The sequence below is a fragment of the Achromobacter sp. genome (assembly GCF_049647645.1).
Classification (GTDB): domain Bacteria; phylum Pseudomonadota; class Gammaproteobacteria; order Burkholderiales; family Burkholderiaceae_B; genus Achromobacter.
In genome coordinates this window covers 1-19,414 of the sequence record NZ_JBARYB010000082.1, presented here as the reverse complement: position 1 = coordinate 19,414, position 19,414 = coordinate 1, and the positions used below count along the sequence as shown (strand labels likewise).

17 protein-coding genes are annotated in these 19,414 nt (G+C 67.6%); 9 read left to right on the top strand and 8 right to left on the bottom strand.

Annotated features, from left to right (window positions below; all coding sequences use genetic code 11):
* The first annotated feature begins 8 nt into the window (after positions 1 to 8).
* The 8 genes from WBB14_RS09440 to WBB14_RS09405 all read left to right on the top strand — a co-directional run bounded on the left by WBB14_RS09440 (position 9) and on the right by WBB14_RS09405 (position 9,356).
* Positions 9 to 884 (top strand): MaoC/PaaZ C-terminal domain-containing protein, encoded by an 876-nt coding sequence (locus WBB14_RS09440; RefSeq protein ID WP_424239588.1) that lies wholly within the window; start codon positions 9 to 11, stop codon positions 882 to 884.
* Positions 881 to 2,353 (top strand): 3-oxoacyl-[acyl-carrier-protein] synthase III C-terminal domain-containing protein, encoded by a 1,473-nt coding sequence (locus WBB14_RS09435; RefSeq protein ID WP_424239587.1) that lies wholly within the window; start codon positions 881 to 883, stop codon positions 2,351 to 2,353. The genes WBB14_RS09440 and WBB14_RS09435 overlap by 4 nt, the downstream gene beginning before the upstream one ends.
* On the top strand, positions 2,334 to 3,539 hold the full coding sequence (locus WBB14_RS09430; protein WP_424239586.1) for an acetyl-CoA acetyltransferase: 1,206 nt from the start codon (positions 2,334 to 2,336) through the stop codon (positions 3,537 to 3,539). The genes WBB14_RS09435 and WBB14_RS09430 overlap by 20 nt, the downstream gene beginning before the upstream one ends.
* Positions 3,540 to 3,572: 33 nt before the next feature.
* Positions 3,573 to 4,730 carry an acyl-CoA dehydrogenase family protein gene (locus WBB14_RS09425; protein ID WP_424239585.1) on the top strand — a complete coding sequence of 386 codons (1,158 nt, stop codon included), beginning with the start codon at positions 3,573 to 3,575 and terminating at the stop codon, positions 4,728 to 4,730.
* The gene (locus WBB14_RS09420; protein ID WP_424239584.1) at positions 4,727 to 5,944 is read left to right on the top strand and encodes a CaiB/BaiF CoA transferase family protein; all 1,218 of its coding nucleotides are present in this window, start codon (positions 4,727 to 4,729) and stop codon (positions 5,942 to 5,944) included. Before WBB14_RS09425 ends, WBB14_RS09420 begins: the two co-directional genes overlap by 4 nt.
* 29 nt (positions 5,945 to 5,973) lie before the next feature.
* Positions 5,974 to 6,954, top strand: a complete 981-nt coding sequence (locus WBB14_RS09415) for a Bug family tripartite tricarboxylate transporter substrate binding protein (RefSeq protein WP_424239583.1) — start codon at positions 5,974 to 5,976, stop codon at positions 6,952 to 6,954.
* Between the two features lie 118 nt (positions 6,955 to 7,072).
* Complete coding sequence (locus tag WBB14_RS09410) at positions 7,073 to 8,527, top strand: NfeD family protein (RefSeq protein WP_424239582.1); 1,455 nt, start codon at positions 7,073 to 7,075, stop codon at positions 8,525 to 8,527.
* A gap of 46 nt (positions 8,528 to 8,573) precedes the next feature.
* Positions 8,574 to 9,356, top strand: a complete 783-nt coding sequence (locus tag WBB14_RS09405; protein WP_424239581.1) for a slipin family protein — start codon at positions 8,574 to 8,576, stop codon at positions 9,354 to 9,356.
* A 19-nt stretch (positions 9,357 to 9,375) separates the two neighbouring features.
* Here the strand turns inward: WBB14_RS09405 and WBB14_RS09400 are convergent, their stop codons facing one another.
* The 8 genes from WBB14_RS09400 to WBB14_RS09365 all read right to left on the bottom strand — a co-directional run bounded on the left by WBB14_RS09400 (position 9,376) and on the right by WBB14_RS09365 (position 17,862).
* Positions 9,376 to 11,037 carry a long-chain fatty acid--CoA ligase gene (locus WBB14_RS09400; RefSeq protein WP_424239580.1) on the bottom strand — a complete coding sequence of 554 codons (1,662 nt, stop codon included), beginning with the start codon at positions 11,035 to 11,037 and terminating at the stop codon, positions 9,376 to 9,378.
* Positions 11,038 to 11,077: 40 nt separating this feature from the next.
* A complete protein-coding gene (locus tag WBB14_RS09395; RefSeq protein ID WP_424239579.1) occupies positions 11,078 to 12,232 on the bottom strand; it encodes an acyl-CoA dehydrogenase family protein in 1,155 nt (384 codons plus the stop codon).
* Positions 12,233 to 12,248: 16 nt separating this feature from the next.
* Positions 12,249 to 13,073, bottom strand: coding sequence for an SDR family NAD(P)-dependent oxidoreductase (locus WBB14_RS09390; RefSeq protein ID WP_424239578.1), 825 nt, complete (start codon positions 13,071 to 13,073; stop codon positions 12,249 to 12,251).
* A gap of 19 nt (positions 13,074 to 13,092) precedes the next feature.
* A complete protein-coding gene (locus WBB14_RS09385) occupies positions 13,093 to 13,500 on the bottom strand; it encodes a MaoC family dehydratase (RefSeq protein WP_424239577.1) in 408 nt (135 codons plus the stop codon).
* Positions 13,501 to 13,522: 22 nt separating this feature from the next.
* The gene (locus tag WBB14_RS09380) at positions 13,523 to 13,966 is read right to left on the bottom strand and encodes a MaoC family dehydratase N-terminal domain-containing protein (RefSeq protein ID WP_424239576.1); all 444 of its coding nucleotides are present in this window, start codon (positions 13,964 to 13,966) and stop codon (positions 13,523 to 13,525) included.
* A 10-nt stretch (positions 13,967 to 13,976) separates the two neighbouring features.
* A complete protein-coding gene (locus WBB14_RS09375; RefSeq protein ID WP_424239575.1) occupies positions 13,977 to 15,161 on the bottom strand; it encodes a lipid-transfer protein in 1,185 nt (394 codons plus the stop codon).
* Entirely contained in the window at positions 15,158 to 16,690 is a 1,533-nt protein-coding gene (locus tag WBB14_RS09370) for a class I adenylate-forming enzyme family protein (protein ID WP_424239574.1), read from the bottom strand. Before WBB14_RS09370 ends, WBB14_RS09375 begins: the two co-directional genes overlap by 4 nt.
* A gap of 119 nt (positions 16,691 to 16,809) precedes the next feature.
* The gene (locus tag WBB14_RS09365; RefSeq protein ID WP_424239573.1) at positions 16,810 to 17,862 is read right to left on the bottom strand and encodes an AraC family transcriptional regulator; all 1,053 of its coding nucleotides are present in this window, start codon (positions 17,860 to 17,862) and stop codon (positions 16,810 to 16,812) included.
* Positions 17,863 to 18,022: 160 nt separating this feature from the next.
* On the opposite strand from WBB14_RS09365, the gene WBB14_RS09360 reads away from it, so the two are divergent.
* A complete protein-coding gene (locus WBB14_RS09360; protein WP_424239572.1) occupies positions 18,023 to 19,222 on the top strand; it encodes a CaiB/BaiF CoA transferase family protein in 1,200 nt (399 codons plus the stop codon).
* Positions 19,223 to 19,414: the final 192 nt, after the last annotated feature.

Genomic DNA, 19,414 nt, shown 5'->3' with positions numbered 1-19,414 from the left:
GGCCCGCCATGAGACTCGACCCCGACAAGCTGCTGCGGCGCCACTTCGAACCGGTGGAGCAGACCTATACGTCCAAGGACTCCATCCTGTACGCGCTGGGATTGGGCCTGGGCCGCGACCCGCTGGATGCGCGCGAACTGCCCTTCGTCTACGAGGACCGCCAATTGGCCGTGCCGACCCAGGCCGCGGTGCTGGGATACCCCGGTTTCTGGATGAAGGAACCGGATACCGGCATAGACTGGCGCCGCGTGCTGCACGCCAGCCAGTCGGTGCAGCTGCATCGTCCGCTGGCGCCCGCCGGCACCGTCATCGGCCGCACCCGGATCAAGGACATCCTCGACAAGGGGCCGGACGTGGGCGCGTTGTTCTTCGTGGAGCGCACGCTGGAAACGCACGATGGCGCCCTGTTGGCTACCGTGGAACAGGCCGTGATGGCGCGCGGCAATGGCGGCTTCGGCGGCGCCAGCGGTCCATCGCCGGCGGCAGTCAAACTGCCTGAAAGCACGCCCGAGCACGTCTGCGATCTGCCCACGCTTTCGTCCCAGGCCTTGCTCTACCGCCTGTCGGGAGACTTCAATCCTCTGCACGCAGACCCGGAAGTCGCCCGCGCGGGCGGCTTTGATCGGCCCATCCTGCATGGCCTCTGCTCCTACGGCATCGCCTGCCACGGGCTGCTGCGCATGCTGTGCGACTACGAGCCGGCCAAGCTGAAACGCATCGAGGTGCGCTTCAGCGCGCCGGTCTATCCCGGCGAGACCATCCGCGTCGAGGCTTGGGGCGCCAGCGGCGAGGTGCGTTTCCGCGCCACGGCACTGGAGCGCCGGAAAGTGGTGCTGAACAATGGATTGGCCATCATCGACCCGCCGCAAGGAGTCCGCGCATGAGGGGCATACTTTCCTTCGGCGCCTACATCCCGCGCCTGCGCCTGCAGCGCGAGGCGATCGTGCGCAGCCATTCCTGGTACGACGCGTCGCTGGCGGCGCATCGCGCCGGCGAGCGGTCCATGTGCGGCTTCGATGAAGACGCCGTCACCATGGCAGTCGAAGCGGCGCGCGATTGCCTGAGCGGGGTCGATGCGCCCGCGGTCGGCGACCTGGTTCTGGCCTCGACCTCGCTGCCCTATGCCAGCCGGCTGAACGCAAGCATCGTGGCGCAGGCCTTGAATCTGGCCGAGGACATCGGCGCCATCGACGTCGCGTCCTCGCAGCGCGGCGCCACCTCTGCCCTGATGCAGGCGCTGCGAGGCGGCGCTGGGCGCAATGCGCTGGTCGTGGCGAGCGATCGCCGCAAAGCCAAGGTGGCCAGCGCGCAGGAGCTCCTGTACGGCGATGCCGCCGGCGCGGTGCTGGTGGGCGACGGCGCGGTCATCGCCGAACCCCTGGCGCTGGAGAGCCGTACCATCGACATGGCCGACCACTATCGTGGCGCCGGCGCCACCACCGATACCTATTGGGAAGAGCGCTGGATACGCGAGGAAGGTCACGGCGCGCAGATTCCGGGCGCCATCTCGGCGGCGTTGCGCCAGGCCGGCCTGGAACCCGGCCAGGTGGACACGCTGTGCGTGGCGCTGCCGCAAAAGGGCGTGGCGCAGCGGATCGCCAAGCAGGCCGGCATCGCACCCGAACGCGTGCATGACACCCTGGCGTCCACGGTAGGCAACGCCGGCTGCGCCCATCCCCTGCTGATGCTGGCGCATGCGCTGGGCGCGGCGGTCCCCGGCCAGGTACTGGTACTGGTCGCATTCGGCCAGGGGGTCGACGTACTGGTGCTTCGCACCACCCAGGCCTTGGCTGCCCTGCCCAGCCGTCAGGGCGCGCAAGGCTGGCTGGCGCGCGGCAAGGCCGAGGACAACTACATGAAGTTCCTGGTGTTCAACGACCAGCTTCCGCTGGAGCGCGGCATGCGCGCCGACAACGACAAGCTCACGCCGCTCTCCGTCGAATACCGCAACCGCAAGGCGGTGCACGGCTTTCTCGGCGGACGTTGCGGCGCTTGCGGCACGGCCCAGTGGCCGCGCACCGACGTTTGCGTCAATCCCGCCTGCGGCGCCATCGGCGCGCAGGAGGATCTGCCGTTTGCCGACACGCCGGCCAGGATCATGAGCTACACCGCGGACCGCCTCGCCTACACCCCCAATCCGCCGGCCTGCTACGGCATGGTGCAGTTCGAAGGCGGAGGCCGCCTGATGATGGACTACACCGACATCGACGAAGACGAGTTGGCGGTGGGCCTGGCGCTGCGCATGAGCTTTCGCATCAAGGCGCACGACGCCGCGCGCGGCTACACCCGCTATTTCTGGAAGGCGATGGTCGCCGCCCCCAAGGAGAACAGGCATGGCAACGGGAATTCGTGACAAGGTGGTGATCCTGGGGATGGGCTGCTCGCACTTCGGCGAGCGCTGGGACCGCAGCGCCGAGAACCTGGCGGTCGAGGCCTTCGACGAATGCCTGCGGGACGCCGGAATCGGTAAGGAGCAGATCCAGGCAGCCTGGCTGGGCACCGGCATCGAAACCCAGCACCTGGGCAGCGGCGGCGTGCCGCTGGGCGTCGCCCTGAGGCTGCCCAACATCCCCGTCTCGCGGGTCGAGAACTTCTGCGCGTCCGGGTCGGAGGCGCTGCGCGGCGCCGCCTATGCGGTGGCGTCCGGCGCCTGCGACTTCGCGCTGGCCTTCGGCGTGGAGAAGCTCAAGGACACCGGCTACGGCGGCCTGCCCCAACGTCCGCGCGGTCCGCTCAACGACATCGTGTGGCCGAACATCAGCGCGCCCGGCTCGTTCGCGCAGCTTGCCAGCGCCTACCGCGCCAAGCACGGCGTCGATGCCCAGGACCTGAAGCGGGCCATCGCCCACATCTCCGTGAAAAGCCACGCCAACGCCGGCCGCAATCCCAAGGCCCATCTGCGCAATCCGATCACCATGGAAGACGCGATCAACGCGCCGATGATCGCCGAGCCGCTGGGCCTGTATGACTGCTGCGGCGTTTCCGACGGCGCCGCCTGCGCCATCCTGACCACCCCGGACATCGCGCGCGGCCTGGGCAAGCGCGACCTGGTGGCGATCAAGGCGCTCCAGCTCGCGGTATCCAGCGGCAGCGAAGCCGGCCACGACAGCTGGGACGGCAGCTACTTCCAGACCACGCGGGTGGCATCGGCGCGCGCCTATGAAGAGGCCGGGATAGGACGGCCGCGCGCACAGATCGACCTGCTGGAAGTGCATGACTGCTTCTCCATCACCGAACTGGTCACCATGGAGGACATGCACATCTCGGCCGAAGGCCGCGGCGCCCATGACGTGCTGGATGGCTTCTACGACGCCGATGGCGCCATCCCCTGCCAGATCGACGGTGGCCTCAAATGCTTCGGCCACCCCATCGGCGCCACCGGATTGCGCATGGCCTATGAGATGTACCTGCAGATGCTGGGGCGCGCCGGCGCCCGCCAGCGCGCCGACGACCCCGCCATCGGCGTGATCCACAACCTGGGCGGCTTTCCCTGGCAGAACGTGTGCAGCGTCTCTGTGCTGGGCAAGTACGGCGCCTGAACGACGCCGCAACGGACGAAAAGGAGACACAACATGTTGATGGACGACTACCAATCACCGTGGCGCACGCCCGAGATCGAACAGTTCCAGCAGACCGCCCGCCGCTACTGGAACGCCGAGCTGCTGCCGCGCGTGCCGACCTGGGAAGCGCAAGGCTACATCGACCGCGAGGCCTGGAACCAGCTCGGCGCGATGGGCTTCCTGCTGGCGGACCTGCCGTCGGAGTATGGCGGCGGCGACGGCGACTACGCCCATCTGGCTGCGCTGGTCGAAGTCAGCGCGGAATGCGGCTTCGGCCCCGGCTTCGGCCCGCACTACATCGTCGCCCACTATCTGCACCACTACGGCAGCGAGGAGCAGAAGCGGCGCTGGCTGCCCGGCATGGCCAGCGGCGATATCGTCGCATCCATCGGCATGACCGAACCCGGCGCCGGATCCGACCTGCAGGGCATCAAGACCCGCGCGCGGCGCGACGGCGACAGCTACGCCATCAATGGGTCCAAGACGTTCAATACCAACGGCCGCCACGCCGACCTGGTGATGCTGGCGGTGAAGACCGACGCCAAACTAGGCGCCAAGGGCGTGTCGCTGCTGATGGTGGAAACCCGAGATCTGGCGGGTTTTCGGCGCGGCGAGCCGCTGGACAAGATCGGGCTCAAGGCGCAGGACACCGTGGAGCTCTTCTTCGACGAGGCCAGAGTGCCCGCCGCCAACCTGCTGGGCGCCGCGGAGGGCCAGGGATTCTCCCAGATGATGGCGCAGCTGCCCTATGAGCGGCTGCTGATCGGCATACGCGCCGTCGGCAGCATCGAGCGGGCCTTGCGCCTCACGCTGGAACACGTGCACCAGCGTCAGGCCTTCGGCCAGCCGCTGTTCAAGCTGCAGAACACGCGCTTCGAATTCGCCGAGATGAAGACCGAGGCCGCGCTGGCGCGGGTCTTCATCGACCAATGCATCGTCTGGCAACAACAAGGACGGCTGGACGCCGCCACCGCGGCAATGGCGAAATGGTGGGGTACGCAGAAAGAGTGCGAGACGGTCGACCGCTGCCTGCAGCTCTTCGGCGGATATGGCTTCATGCGCGAGTACCCGATAGCGCGCATGTACGTGGACTCGCGCGGCCAGAAGATCTATGGCGGCGCCAACGAGGTGATGAAGGAGATCATCGCCCGCCAACTGGCGCCGCAATGATGACGCAAAGCGACGCCAAGACAGGCCCCCTGGCCGGGCTCAGGGTACTGGACATCGCCACCGTCCTGGCCGGCCCCTTCGCCGCCACTCTGCTCGCCGACTACGGCGCCGACGTGCTCAAGCTGGAGTTGCCGCGCAAGGGCGACGGAATGCGCGCCTTTCCGCCGTTCAAGGACGGCAGGAGCATCTGGTGGAAGGCAGCCCAGCGCGGCAAGCGCTTCGCCACGCTGGACTTGCGCACGCCCGAGGGCGCCAACATTTTCAAACAGCTGTTGCCGCAATTTGACGTGCTGATCGAGAACTTCCGGCCAGGCACGCTAGACCGCTGGGGCCTGACCAAGGAAGTGCTGTGGTCGCTGAAGCCGAACCTGGTGATCCTGCGCGTCACGGGATTCGGCCAGTCCGGCCCCTACTCGGAACGGCCGGGCTTCGCGCGGATCTTCGAAGCCATGGGCGGGCTGACCACCATCACAGGGCATGCCGATGACGAGCCCATGCACGCGGGCATGCCGCTGGGCGATTCCATCGGCGGGCTGTTTGGCGCCATCGGCATTCTCACGGCGCTATGGCCGCGCGCGCGCGACCCCGCCCGGCCCGGCGAAGAAATAGACCTGGCGCTGACGGAGTGCATCACCCGGCTGCTGGACTTCATGCCCGGGGTCTACCAGCAGCTCGGCACGGTGCCCGCCCGCAACGGCAACCGCAGCCCCTACTCCGCGCCGTCCGCGGTTTACCGGACCCGCGACAACCACTGGGTATCCATGGCGGGCTCGATCGATTCCATGTTCGCCAACAACTGCCGCGCCATCGGCCGCCCCGACCTGACGCAAGACCCGCGCTTCGCCAACAACGCCAGCCGGGTCCAGCACGAACAGGAATTGAACCGCATCTTCATCGACTGGTGCGCCGGACACGACCTGGAGCAGGTGCTGGCCGCCTTCGAACAGGCGAACGGCACGCTGGCTCCGATCTATGGCATCGACCAGGTGGTCAAGGATCCCCACGTGGTGGCGCGCCGTTCCATCGTCGACGTCCCCGACCGCGACTTCGGCATGCTGCAGATGCCCAGCGTCGTGCCGCGCTTCACCCGCGATCCGACGCAGCCCAGGCATGCCGGCGCGGATCTGGGGCAGGACAACGACGCCGTTTACGCCGATCTGCTGGGGCTGACGCCGGACAGCATCGCCCGGCTGCGCGCGGCAGGCGTGATCTGAGTGTTCAACATGCACAAGGGAGACAAGGAATGCAGAAAGCCATCCGCCTGACCGCGTTCACGATCACCGCGCTGACGGCGCTCGCTGCCAGGCCCGCCGCCGCAGCCGCCGCCTACCCCGACCAGCCGGTGCGGCTGATCGTGCCCTATCCGGCGGGCGGCGCGGTCGACGGCGCCGCCCGCATCCTGGCCGAGCGCTTGAGCTCTCTATGGAGCCAGGCCGTGATCGTCGAGAACCGTCCCGGCGCCTCCGGCCGCATCGGCCTGGCCCTGGCCGCCAAAAGTCCGCCCAGCTACACCTTGGTCGCGGCCACCAATTCCACGCTGAACGAACAGCTGACCCGCAGCCAGGACGGCGCCGCGCCGGCGGCGGCGGCCCTGCTGCCCGTCTCCACCCTCTTTACCACGCCGGTTGCGCTACTGGTCAACCGGCAGGCGGTTCCGGCGGAAAACCTGGCGCAATACGTCGCGCTGGCCCGCGACAAACCGGGCGCCGTGAGCTACGGCTCCAGCGGCGAGGGCACCAGCACCCACTTCTTCGGCGAACTTCTCAAGCGCGAAAAAGGCATCGACATCACCCACATTCCCTTCGCGGGAGAAGGCCCCAATCTCAGCGGCCTGATAGGGGGACATGTCGGCAGCGCCTTCCTGAGCGCAGCCGGCGCCACCAAGGCGGCGCAAACGGGCAAGACGCGCGTGCTGGCCGTCACTACGCCCGCGGGCTCGGCGCTGCTGCCCGGCGTGCCCAGCTTCGCCCAGCTGGGCATTGCCGGGCTGGACCGGGACACCTGGGTCGGTCTCTATGCGCCTCCCGGCACCCCGCAGCCCGTAGTCGATCAAATCACGAAAGATGTTGCAAGCGTGCTTGGATCGAGCCAAGTGCGCGAACGCTATGCGCAACTGGGGCTGATCGCTGAAGGCGGTACGTCAGGCGATCTCGCCGCGCGGATGGAGGATGACAGCCAGTACTGGACCCAGGTAGTGCAGCAGACGGGGATCACCCTGAGGTAGCCATGCCGTCCGCGTCTATCTTCCGCAACGCTCTGAATTAATTGGCGAAAGTAGTACTCTGGACATAGCAGCAGCGCCGCCCTGCCGTCCGGCGCTGCGCGTCGGAGGAAACCAGCTCATGGCCGCCCCGATCCTGAGCCTGCTGTCCGGAAGCTGTTCAATGCTGCGCAAGCTGCGCCGCGTGGCGGCGCTGTTGGCGGCAATGGCGATCTGTGCGGCCGGCGCGAACGCGCAACCTGCCGGCGGCCCGCAAGCCGCCGTCGTGCTGTCCCTGGACGGCATCGTCGGCCCCGCCACGGCAGACTACGTCATCCGCGGCCTGCAGGCGGCGCGGGAGCAGAATGCGGCGGCAATCGTGCTGCGGATCGACACCCCCGGCGGACTCGACGCCTCCATGCGCGACATCATCCGCGCGATTCTCGCGTCGCCGATTCCGGTGATTTCCTACGTGGCGCCCAACGGCGCACGCGCCGCCAGCGCCGGCACTTACATTCTTTACGCCAGCCATGTCGCGGCCATGGCGCCCGCCACTAATCTGGGCGCGGCCACGCCCATCGCACTGGGCGGCAGCCCGCCCCGGCCGGCCGACAGCCCCTCCGGGCCAGCTGACCAGGCCGGCAAGAAACCGTCAGCGGAACCCGCGGACAAGACCGCGTCGGCCGCGCCGAAGGATGCGGGCGAAGCCAAGGCCATCAATGACGCCGTGGCCTACATCCGGTCGCTCGCCGCGCTGCGCGGCCGCAATGCCGACTGGGCTGAACAGGCTGTGCGCGCCGCAGCCAGCCTCACGGCCGGCGAAGCGCGCGCGCAGAACGTGATCGACCTGGTCGCCGACGACGTGCCCGACCTGCTGGCCAAGGCCGACGGACGCCGCGTCCGCGTCGGCAGCGCCGATACCACTCTGCACACCCGCGACTTGCGCCTGCTTGCGCGCGAGCCCGACTGGCGCACCCAGGTGCTCAGCGTGATTACGAATCCCAATCTGGCGCTGCTGCTGTTGATGGCGGGCGTGTACGGATTGATCTTCGAGTTCATGAGTCCGGGCGCCCTGTTTCCGGGCATCTTCGGCGCCATCTGCCTGCTGATCGGCCTGTACGCCCTGGCGGCGCTGCCGCTGACTTACGCCGGGATCGCGCTGGTCCTGCTGGGAACATCGCTGATGGTGGCGGAGATATTCGCGCCTACGCTGGGTGTCCTGGGCATGGGCGGCGCGGTCTCCTTCGTGCTCGGGGCCATTCTGCTCATCGACACCGACACGCCGGCCTTGGGCGTGTCCCTGCCGCTGGTGGCGGGAGTCGCCGCGGCCAGCCTGGGGATGACCTTCCTGATCGGCCGGCTGGCCTTGCGCTCGCGCCATGCGCCCATCGTCAGCGGCGCCGAGGCGCTGATCGGACTGCGGATCAAGGTGCTGAGCTGGGCGGATGAGCAAGGCTACGTGGCGGCGGCGGGAGAGCGCTGGCGCGCGGTGGGTCCGGCCGGGCTCGCGGCAGGCGACACCGTGGTGATCACCGCCGTCCGGGGCGTGACCTTGCTCGTGCAGCCAGACGCCGGCCTGCCGCCGTCCAAGCGATGACGCCCTCTCCCGACCACGCAGATATCCTACCCAAGCGGAGCCAGCCATGTTGATGAACCTCGCCTTCTACGCCCCCATCCTGGCGCTGGCCATCGCGCTGTTCGCCCTGTCGGTCCGCATCCTGCGCGAGTACGAGCGGGGCGTGATATTTACGCTCGGCCGCTATACCGGGGTCAAGGGCCCGGGGCTGATCCTGCTGATACCCGTGGTGCAACAAATGGTCCGCGTGGACCAGCGCATGACCGTGTTCGACGTGCCCAGCCAGGACGCGATCTCGCGCGACAACGTGTCGGTCAAGGTAAATGCCGTGATCTACTTCCGCGTGATCGATCCGGAACGCTCCGTGATCCAGGTGGAGAACTTCCGGCAGGCAACCAGCGAACTGGCGCAGACCACCCTGCGCTCCGTGCTGGGCAAGCATGATCTGGATGAACTGCTCTCGGAGCGCGACAAGGTCAACAATGCGGTGCAGAGCATCCTCGACGCGCAGACCGACGCGTGGGGCATCAAGGTGGCGAACGTGGAAATCAAGCACATCGACCTGAACGAAGGCATGATCCGCGTCATCGCCCGGCAGGCCGAGGCGGAGCGCGAACGGCGCGCCAAGATCATCCACGCCGAAGGCGAAGAGCAGGCTGCGCAGATGCTGTTGAACGCGGCGCGCACGCTCTCGGAACAACCCGAAGCCATGCAGCTGCGCTATCTGAGCACGCTGGCCATGATCGGTGCGCAAAACAGCTCGACCATCGTCTTCCCCTTTCCCGTGGAACTCGGCCGCTTGCTCAAAGGGCTGGCGGGGAAGGCCCAGGAGCCGCCTGCCGGCCCCTGATCTTGCGCACGCGCACGAGCTAGGCCGCTGCCTTGCCCGCGTCCTGCAACTGCCGCCACTGGATCTTGCCGGTACTGGACTTGGGCAGGGCATCCACGAATTCCACGATGCGCGGCGCTTTGTAGGCCGCCATGCGGGTCCGGGCCCAGGCGATCACTTCTTCTTCGCGCACGCTGCCGCGCGCCTCGTCACGCAATACCAGCAGGGCCTTCACCGTTTCGCCGCGCAAGGCGTCCGGCACCCCGATCACGCAAGCCTCGTGCACTGCCGGGTGCTCGTACAACGCGTTCTCCACCTCCGCTGGCCAGACCTTGTAGCCGGATGCGTTGATCATGCGCTTCAAACGATCGGTCACGTAGAAGTAGCCCTCTTCGTCCACCCGGCCGAGGTCGCCGGTGCGGAAGTAGCACTGCCCGTCCAGCACGAAGAAGGAGTCGTCGTCGGCTTGGGGGTTGTTCCAGTACCCCAGCATGACCTGCGCGCCGCGCGTCACGAGTTCGCCGGTTTCCCCTTGGGGAAGCTCGGCCAGCGTGGCCGGGTCCACGATCCGCGTGTCCACGCCGAAGGTGGGTACGCCTATGCATTGGCGCTTGTTGCGGTCCAACGGATTGCAGTGCAGGAACGAGGCGGTTTCCGTCAGGCCGTAGGCCTCGTTGTAGGTGATGCCGTAGCGCTTGGCCAGCATGGCCGAGACCGCTTCGGGCATGGGCGCGCCGCCGCCGCATAGCTGCGCCAGGCTGGACAGGTCCAGCGTTTCGATGCCGGGCTGCGCGAAGAAGTCCACGATCATTGCCGGCGGCGCGGCCCAGACGCTGACCCGGTGGCGCGCCATCAGCCGGGCGGCCGCCTGGCGATCCCAGCGCGATAGCACCACCACCGTGGCGCCCAGCAGAATGGGCGTGTTCATGCAGCTCTGCATGCCCAGCAGGTGGAACATCGGCGCCACGCCCATGATGACCGCCTCGGACGTCAGTCCGCGCCAAAGCTGCGAACCGGCCAGGGACGCGGCCATGGTGCCGTGGGTATGGCGGCAGCCCTTGGGCCGGCCGGTGGTGCCCGAGGTGTAGGGCAGCAGGCAGAGGTCCTTCGTGCTCGCCCGATGTGGCAATGGTTGCGCGTTGACCGCCAGCGCGCCGTACCAGGGTACGCCGCCGCGCACAGCGGGCGCGCGCCTGGGCGCGGCGACCCATTCCGGCGCGTCGGTAGCCGGGTCTGCCAGGTAATCCGAATAGGTGTGGACGATGACACGGTCCAGGCGTCCGTCTTCGACGGAGTTGCCCAGACGCGCACACAGTTCCTGCGCGGCGAAGGCCACGCGGGCGCCGCTGTCCTCCAGGTAGTACGCGAGCTCATCCTGCGTGCTCATGGCATTGACGGGCACCACCACCGCATCGGCGCGCAAGATCGCGTAATACGCGATGACGAACTGCGGACAGTTCTGGCTCAGCAACAGGACACGGTCGCCCGGTTTCACTCCGGCGCTGTGCTGCAGGTACCCCGCCATGGCGTCGACTTCGCGCCTCAGGCGCGCGTAGTCGAGCACGGTGTCGTAGAACACGATGGCGGGTTTGTCCGGATAGCGCGTGGCGGACGCCTCCAGGTTGAAGTACAGGCTGGACTGCGGCGGGGTGATTTCCTTCGGCAGTCCCTTGGGCCAAAACCGATAGTGCGCTTGCTGCATCTTGTCTCCTCGGGCTCGTTGCGGCTCTTTCCCAAACGCCTCAGGCTGTCATGCCGCGCGCGATGATTTCCTTCATGATTTCGTTGGAACCGCCGTAGATTTTGCCGACCCGCGCATCCGCGTACATCCGGGCTATCGGATACTCCAGCATGTAGCCGTAGCCGCCGTGCAACTGCAGGCATTCGTCGATCACCTGGCAGTTCATCTGCGTCGTCCACCACTTGGCCATGGCCGCCGTGGACAGGTCCAGCGTGCCCGCCAGTTGGCGCTCGATGCAATCGTCGACGAAGCGCGCCCCGATGGTGGCGACGGTCTCGCACTCTGCCAGCTTGAAGCGGGTGTTCTGCAACTCGATGAGCGCCTGGCCGAAGACCTGGCGCGTGCTGGCGTAGGCCAGGGTTTCCTCGATGGCGCGCCGCATGGTGGCCACCGCGCCCACCGCAATCAGCAGCCGTTCGCGCGGCAGCTGCTGCATGAGCTGGGCAAAGCCGCGGCCTTCCACGCCGCCCAGAAGGCAATCCTGGCGAACGCGCACGCCATCGAAGAACAGCTCGGCCGTGTCCAGGCTCTTCTGACCCAGCTTCTCCAGCAGCCGCCCGCGCCTGAAACCCGCCAGGCCCTGGGTTTCCACCATGATCAGCGAGACGCCCCTGGCGCCTGCCTGTGCGTCGGTCTTGGCCACCACGCAGACCAGGTCCGCATGCAAGCCGTTGGTGATGAAGGTCTTGGATCCGTTGAGCACGTATTCCCCGGCCTCTTGGGTGGCGGTGGTGCGCACGCTCTTCAGGTCGGACCCGGCGCCGGGTTCGCTCATGGCGATGGCGCCCACCAGCTCGCCCGTGGCCATGCGCGGCAGCCAGCGTTGCTTCTGCGCCTCGGTGCCGTAGTTCAGGATGTAGTGCGCCAGGATGGCGCTATGCACGTTGTTGCTGAAGCCATGGACCATGGCGCGCGCCTGCTCCGCCGCCACGATGGCCTCGTGGGCAAAGCTGCCCCCGCCGCCGCCGTAGGCCTCGGGCATGCTCACGCACAAGAGGCCGAGGCGGCCCGCCTTGTTCCAGACCTCGCGGTCTGCGTGCTGCTGCTTGCGCCAGCGCTCTTCGTCGGGCGCGAACTCCTTGTCGAAGAGGCGTCGCGTCGAATCCTGGAACAGCGTCAGGTCCGCGTCCATCCAGCCTTGCCGTGGCGTGTCCATGCTCATTCCCCTGCCCTCAAGGACGGCCGCCGCCCACGACCAGGACCTGGCCGCTGACGTAGTTGGACTCGGGCAGGCAGAACAGGTATACCGCCCCCGCGGCTTCCGCCGGGGTTCCAGCCCGGCCGATGGGGATCAAGCTTTCGGCGTTCTTCAGCACCTGCGGATTGACGCCCACCTTTATCTGCCTGCCTTCGATGTCCAGCGTGGCGTCGCCATCGGCGGGCGCTTCCGTCAGGCGCGTCTTGATCAGCCCGAAGGCCACGCTGTTGACGTTGACCTTGTAGCGGCCCCATTCCTTGGCCAATGCGCGCGTCAGGCCGTTGATGCCGGCCTTGGCGGCGGAATAGTTCGCCTGGCCCGCATTGCCCATTACACCGGAAGTGGACGAGATGTTCACGACCTTGCGGAACACTTCCTTGCCCTGCTCCGCTTCGGCCTTGGCTGCCACGCGGATGAAGCCGGACGCGGCACGCAGGATGCGGAACGGCGCGGACAGGTGCACGGCCAGGATCGCGTCCCATTGCTCGTCCGTCATCTTCTGGATCACGTTGTCCCAGGTGTAACCGGCATTGTTGACGATGATGTCCAGGCCGCCGAAGCTGTGCACGGCGGTGCCGACGAAGCGCTCGGCGAAGCCCGATTCGATCACGCTGCCGGCGCAGGCCTGCGCCTGGCCGCCCAGCTTGCGGATCAGCGCGACGGTTTCCTCCGCCGGCCCCGCATCCAGATCGTTCACCACCACGCTCGCGCCTTCGCGCGCCAGCTTCAGCGCGATTTCCTGACCGATGCCGCGTCCCGCGCCCGAAACCAGCGCTACCTTGCCTTCCAATGTACCCATCGCACTCTCCTCTCTTGGTTTACCGGACCGCCAGCACCGCCACGCCGCTCAAGCGCAGTTCTCCGGTCTGGCTACGCGCATGCAGTTCCACCCGCAGACGGGTTTCGCCCTGCGCTTCAAAGCGTTCCACCACGCGGCCCGTACAGCGGACCTCGTCGCCCACATGCGTGATCGCCACGAAGCGCACGGCGTACTCGCGCAGCGCCGATTGCGGCGCCCAGTTCGTCAGCAGACGGGCCAGATAGGCGGCCGACAGCATGCCGTGGGCAAATACGTCGTCCATGCCGGCGGCGCGGGCGAAATCCAGGTCCACGTGTATCGGGTTGTGGTCGCCCGAGGCGCCGCAGTACAGCGCCAGCCCCAGCCGGCTGACCGGCCCGGCTGTAAAGCCGGGCAGCTCGTCGCCAGCCTTGGATTCACGATTCATAACCGAGCTCATCGCGCGCTCCTCATGCATTGCGCACGACCGTGGTCGCGCGCAGTTCGGCCACCAGGCGCCCGGCGGCGTCGGTCACCCGGGTTTCGCGCACGACGAACTCCAGCGCGCCGCCCTTCTTGGTATAGATGTCGGCGATGCGCGGTTCGAAGCGCAACTCGTCGCCCGCATGCGCCATGGCGTGGTAGACGAAAGCCTGCTCGCCGTGCAGCACCCGGGCAATGTCGATGTCCAACAGTTCACGCATGGCGGAAGGATGCGGGCTTGCCATCTCCAGGCAGAAGAAGAAGGTCGGCGGCACCGGCAACCCAGGGAGCCCGGACACGCGCGCGGCAGCCTCGTCGGTGTAGATGGGGTCGCTCTGCCCGGTGGCCTGGGCGAAAAAGCGCAGCCGGCCCGCCTCGACGGTCACGTTGAACGCGGGCAAGGCGGCGCCGATATGGCTTGCATCCAGCATGGCGTTCTCCTCAAGCTGCCTGGTACAGCGTCACCACGCAGGCGCCGCCCAGTCCCAGGTTGTGCTGCAGCGCCAGCCTGGCGCCCTCGACCTGGCGCAGATCCGCCTGGCCGCGCAGCTGCCACACCAGCTCGGTGCATTGCGCCAGGCCGGTGGCGCCCAGCGGATGGCCCTTGGACAGCAGACCTCCCGATGGATTGGTCACGACCTTGCCGCCATAGGTGTTGTCGCCCTCCAGGATGAACTTCTCGGCGGTGCCCTCCGGCGTCAGGCGCAGGCCTTCGTAGGTGATCAACTCATTGGCGGTGAAGCAATCGTGCAACTCCACCACATCCACATCGTCGGGACTGATGCCCGCAGCCTCATAAACCCGGTCGGCCGCGGTCCGTGTCATGTCAAAGCCCACGACCTTGCGCATGTCGCCTGCGCCGAAGGTGGGCGGCGTGTCCGTCGTCATGGCTTGCGCGGCGATGCTGACGATGGGCGCAAGTCCATGGCGGCGAGCGAATTCGTCCGAGCACAAAATGGCGGCCGCCGCGCCGCAGGTGGGCGGGCAGCATTGCAGGCGCGTCAGGGGATCGAAGATCATGGGCGCGGCCAGCACCTCGTCCAGCGTGACCGCCTGGCGGAACACCGCATAGGGATTGCGCGCGGCATGCTGGCGCGCCTTGACCGCGATGCGGGCGAAGATGTCGGCGCCGATGCCGTGTTCCTTCATGTAGTCGCGGCCCGCGCCGCCGAAGAACTGGGCCGCGCGCGGTTTGGCCGTGTCATAACCTTGCATTTCGGTCATCGCCGAGATGAAATCCTGCAATGGCAAAGGACGATCCTCGTACACGCTCTTCAGCGCGCCGGGCACCATCTGCTCGAAACCCACCGCCAGCGCGCACTCCACCGCGCCGCTTTCCACGGCCTGACGCGCCAGGAACAGCGCCGAGGAACCGGTCGCGCAATTGTTATTGACGTTGAATACCGGGATGCCGCTCAGCCCCACGCCGTAGACCACTGCCTGCCCGGCAGTCGAATCGCCGTAGACGTAACCGGCGTAGGCCTGCTGGACTGCATCGTATTGCAGCCCGGCGTCCCGCAATGCCTCGCGCACGGCGCGCGCCCCCATCACGGTATATGCCTCGCTGGCGCCGGGCTTGCTGAACGGGATCATGCCCACCCCTGCCACCCATACTTTCCGATTCATGCCTGATTCTCCTGATGAGCGGGCGCGGCGACGGTCGCGCTCCTGGATTCATGGTTCTGCCTGAGCGCGGACTTCAACACCTTGCCCGCGGCCGACATGGGCAACTCGTTAAGAAATTCATAGGTCTTGGGGCACTTGTAGGGGGCCAGATGCTGGCGGCAATGCCTGTCCAGGGAGTCCGCATCCACCGCCATGCCGGGACGGGGCACGATCACCGCATGCACCGTCTCGCCCCAGCGCGCGTGCGCCACGCCGATGACCGCGCAACGCGCTACCAGTGGATGACGGGCCAGCACACCTTCCACTTCGGCCCCGTAGATGTTTTCGCCGCCGCTGATGATCATGTCCTTGAGCCGGTCCACGATGTACAGATATCCGTCTTCATCCTGGCGGGCCGCGTCGCCGGTCAGCAGCCAACCCTGGTTGAACGCGCAACGCGTTTCTTCGGGCCGGTTCCAGTAGCCCTGCATCACCATGGGTCCGCGCACCGCCAGTTCGCCGACGACGCCCGGCGCCACCTCGCTGCCGTCGGGCGCAAGAATGCGCGTTTCCACGCCCACGGCAGGCCGTCCCGCCGATTCGGCGCGCGCGCCGCCCTGGCGCACCTCCGCATTGACAGCCACGGTGGCGGCGGTCTCCGTCATGCCGTATGCATGCACGAACTCCGCTTGCGGAAAAGCCGCCAGCGCCCGGTCGAGCAAGGCCCGCGAAATCGGCGAGGCGCCCCAGATCACGCGCTGCACGCCGCCCAGCCAATATTGCGCGAACCCGGGCTCATCCAGCAGCATCTGGATCATGCTGGGCACCAGCAACACCTCGGTTATGCCATCGTCCTGCAGAGCCTGCAGCACCGCGCGGGGATGGAAGCCACGCTGTATCGCCACCGATGCGCCCGCGACAAATTGTCCGATCAGCCGCCCCAGTCCGGCCACGTGAAAGAGCGGCGCGACCAGCAGGGTATGGCTGTCGGGCGACGTCGGCACGGTGGCCATCCTGCCCACCGCGGCGGTCCACAGGTTTGCGTGTGTCAGCATGGCGCCCTTGGGCGCCCCGGTGGTGCCGCCGGTAAAGAGAATCGCGGCCAGCGTGTCGCCGCCCGCGCGGACATCCTCCTGTTCCACCGCCGCCGTGGCGTGGGCTTCCAGGACCTCGGCAGACAGCGGTTCCGTGCCTGCGGGAATGTCGATGGTGGCCATGCGCGGCGCCATCGTCTCGTCCACCAGCAGCAGGCGCGGGCTGCAATCGGCGAGCGCTTGTGCAAGCTCTGCGCCGCTCCAGCGCGTATTCAGCGGCACCACCACCGCCCCCAACCACCAGCACGCCAGGATCCAGGACACATAATCCGCGCCGTTGGCGCTCCAGAACGCCACCCGATCGCCCGGCAACACGCCATGGCCGCGCAGCACGGCGGCCTTGCGCGCGGTCCAATCGATCAACCTGGCGTAGGTCCAGCGTCTTGCGTCTTCGCGCAGCGCGATTTTTGCGGGGTGCAGCCGGCCTGCGCGATGCAGACCTTGTGTCAGATACATGGTGCTTGTCTCCTGCGGCGCGCGTAGGCTTGGGCGGTTCCCTGTCGGGAACGACGTGCGTTCGTCGCGATGCCCCTAGCTTCTCCCTTGACGCCGGATCGCTGCAATGGCCGCAGGCGTCAAACCGATAGGCCAAAAGTGTCAGCGGCTCGCGGTTGCGCCGAGGGGCCGCCGACCAGGCGGTTGCGGCGGTACTCGCCCGGCGATACGCCGGTCCATTTCTTGAAGGCCCGATGGAAGGTGCTGGGTTCGGAAAACCCCAGGCGCTCGGCGATTTCCATCAAGGAAAGATCGTGTCGGCCCAGGTATTCGACGGCGGCGTCGCGCCGCAGATCGTCCTTCAAGGCCTGAAAGCCCTGGCCTTCATCGCGCAGATGCCGCCGCAGCGTCTGCGGCGTCATCGCGAGCTGCGCGCTGACTTGGGCCAAGGAGGGCAGTTCCTTGGAAAGATCGTTGCGCAGCAGGCGCCGGATGCGGTCGGTCAGGGTGGTGCGGTCCTGGTACTTCACCAACAGGTCGAACGGCGCCTTGGCCAGAAAAGGCTTGAGCGTCTGCTCGTTCTGCACGACAGGCAGCGCAAGCCAGCGCGACTCCAGCCACAGGCCCGTGACGGGCTGACCATAGCGCACCGGCGCGTAGAACAGCCTGTGCGCATCGGCGCTGCGGGCGCCGCTGCTGTAGTCCACGCCCAGAATGGGAATCCGCCGCGCCGCCAGCCAGTTGGCCACACCCAGCGTGAAGAGGAGGAAGGTACGCTCGCCATACCAGCGCGCACAGCTATTGGGACCGCGCGAGTCGAGCACGATGCGCGCGCGCTCGCCGCAGACGCACAGGCGGGCGGTGAAATCCCGCAATACCCCGTGGTAGTAGCGGAACGCCACGCGCAGCGCCTGCCCCACGGTAGCTTCCTGCAGCGCAATCCGGCAGGCATGATCGAACGCCCCCAGGGGTACGGGATGCTGGCCCATGCCGAGGAAGTCATCCCGGGTGGCGCGGCGCAAAACCCGCATTATCTGCGCGAGCTGCGCCTGCGATACCCGCGCCAACGGCGCCTGCAGCAGGGAAGGCGGCACACCGGCGCGCATCAGCACCCGGTCCACGTCCACGCCCCGGCCGCGCGCGCCCTGCAGAATCTGGGCGATATGCCCCACGGCAATGGTGTGATGGGTCATGAGGGAATCCAGCGGCTGGCGTACGCCGATGGATCGATGGTAGCCAAAGCCTGCGCGCACAGGAATGGCTGGCGTGAGCATTCCCGCCAAGCGGAATCAGCGAATCCGCCATTGGTTGGCCGCAAAGCCGCGCCTAGACTGGGCCGAGCCCGTGGCGGGCATGCCACTTCGTATTTACGGGAGTCCCTCTTTGGATACGCCGAACACCGCTCCGCTCGCTGGGGTCAGGATCCTGGACCTGTCGCGGCTCCTGCCCGGCCCGCTGGGCGCGCAGTACCTGGCCGACCTGGGCGCAGACGTGATCAAGATCGAAGACACGCAGGCGGGCGACTATGCGCCCCCGCCTCTGCGCGCCATCTGCAACCGCAACAAGCGCGGGCTGCGGCTGGATCTCAAGCATCCCGAAGGGCAGGCGGCGCTGGCCGCGCTGGCGCGTAGCGCGGACGTGGTGATCGAGAGTTTCCGGCCCGGCGTGGCCGCGCGGCTGCAGGCCGACTACCCCACCCTGGCGCGGCACAATCCCCAACTGGTCTATTGCAGCATCACAGGCTACGGACAGGACGGCCCGCAACGCGATGCCGCCGGCCATGACCTGAACTATGCCGCCTGCGCCGGCGTCGCCGACCAGATGGGCTGCGGGCCCGATCTGCCGGCGCTGTCCAACCTGCCGGTGGCCGACATTCTGGGGGGCTCGCTCACCGCTGTGATGGGCATATTGGCCGCGCTGTACGACGCCCAGCGCAGCGGGCGCGGACGTTATATCGATATCGCCATCGCCGACGGCCTGCTGGCCGCCGCCGTCGTGCCGCTGGCCACGCTCAACGCCCGCGGCGACACCCGCCCGGCAGGCGCCGACACCTTGTCCGGCGGATTGGCCTGCTACGGCCAGTACCGCGCCGCCGATGGACGCTATCTGGCGGTCGCCGCGCTCGAGCCGAAATTCTGGGAAACGCTGTGCCGGCGGCTGGAGCGTCCGGACCTGGCGCCGCTCCACCGCAACGGCGACGCCGCGCAGCAGGCGCGCGTGCGCGGCGAGTTGCAGCAGCTGTTTGGCAGGCAGCCGCTGGCGCATTGGCTGGAGCTGCTGGAAGGCGCCGACTGCTGCGTGTCGCCGGTACTCAAGCTGGCGGAAAGCCTGGAGCATCCACAGTTCATCGCCCGCGGCATGCCGCTGCAGGCCGAGCATCCGGCCTATGGCCTCCATGCCCACGTCGCCAGCCCGGTGAAGATGTCTGGCTTCCAGTTCGCCATACGCCGCCAGGCCCCGCTGCCAGGCGAACACAGCAATCAGATCCTGCGCGAGGCCGGCTATAGCGAGCCGGACGTCGCCAGCCTGATCGGACGCGGCATTGCGCTGTAGGCACATATGGCCTGCCCGCCCGGCATCTGAAGCACCCACAACCAGGACGGAGACAACATGAACAATCCTCATTGCAGTCCTCCCTCGGCCCGACGCCGCAGCCTGCTCAAGCTGGGCGCGGCCTTGCCTGCCGCGCTGGCCTTGCAGCGGCCGGCCAGCGCCGCCGGCTTCCCGACCCGCCCCGTCACGCTC

Excerpts from the sequence above, each read along its gene's own strand:
- WBB14_RS09415 (WP_424239583.1), top strand. The coding sequence starts at position 5,974 with ATGCAGAAAGCCATCCGCCTGACCGCGTTCACGATCACCGCGCTGACG.
- WBB14_RS09405 (WP_424239581.1), top strand. The coding sequence starts at position 8,574 with ATGTTGATGAACCTCGCCTTCTACGCCCCCATCCTGGCGCTGGCCATC.
- WBB14_RS09360 (WP_424239572.1), top strand. The coding sequence starts at position 18,023 with ATGCCACTTCGTATTTACGGGAGTCCCTCTTTGGATACGCCGAACACC.
- WBB14_RS09440 (WP_424239588.1), top strand. The coding sequence starts at position 9 with ATGAGACTCGACCCCGACAAGCTGCTGCGGCGCCACTTCGAACCGGTG.
- WBB14_RS09420 (WP_424239584.1), top strand. The coding sequence starts at position 4,727 with ATGATGACGCAAAGCGACGCCAAGACAGGCCCCCTGGCCGGGCTCAGG.
- WBB14_RS09380 (WP_424239576.1), bottom strand. The coding sequence starts at position 13,966 with ATGCTGGATGCAAGCCATATCGGCGCCGCCTTGCCCGCGTTCAACGTG.
- WBB14_RS09425 (WP_424239585.1), top strand. The coding sequence starts at position 3,573 with ATGTTGATGGACGACTACCAATCACCGTGGCGCACGCCCGAGATCGAA.
- WBB14_RS09430 (WP_424239586.1), top strand. The coding sequence starts at position 2,334 with ATGGCAACGGGAATTCGTGACAAGGTGGTGATCCTGGGGATGGGCTGC.
- WBB14_RS09390 (WP_424239578.1), bottom strand. The coding sequence starts at position 13,073 with ATGGGTACATTGGAAGGCAAGGTAGCGCTGGTTTCGGGCGCGGGACGC.
- WBB14_RS09375 (WP_424239575.1), bottom strand. The coding sequence starts at position 15,161 with ATGAATCGGAAAGTATGGGTGGCAGGGGTGGGCATGATCCCGTTCAGC.
- WBB14_RS09370 (WP_424239574.1), bottom strand. The coding sequence starts at position 16,690 with ATGTATCTGACACAAGGTCTGCATCGCGCAGGCCGGCTGCACCCCGCA.
- WBB14_RS09395 (WP_424239579.1), bottom strand. The coding sequence starts at position 12,232 with ATGGACACGCCACGGCAAGGCTGGATGGACGCGGACCTGACGCTGTTC.
- WBB14_RS09365 (WP_424239573.1), bottom strand. The coding sequence starts at position 17,862 with ATGACCCATCACACCATTGCCGTGGGGCATATCGCCCAGATTCTGCAG.
- WBB14_RS09400 (WP_424239580.1), bottom strand. The coding sequence starts at position 11,037 with ATGCAGCAAGCGCACTATCGGTTTTGGCCCAAGGGACTGCCGAAGGAA.
- WBB14_RS09385 (WP_424239577.1), bottom strand. The coding sequence starts at position 13,500 with ATGAATCGTGAATCCAAGGCTGGCGACGAGCTGCCCGGCTTTACAGCC.
- WBB14_RS09410 (WP_424239582.1), top strand. The coding sequence starts at position 7,073 with ATGGCCGCCCCGATCCTGAGCCTGCTGTCCGGAAGCTGTTCAATGCTG.
- WBB14_RS09435 (WP_424239587.1), top strand. The coding sequence starts at position 881 with ATGAGGGGCATACTTTCCTTCGGCGCCTACATCCCGCGCCTGCGCCTG.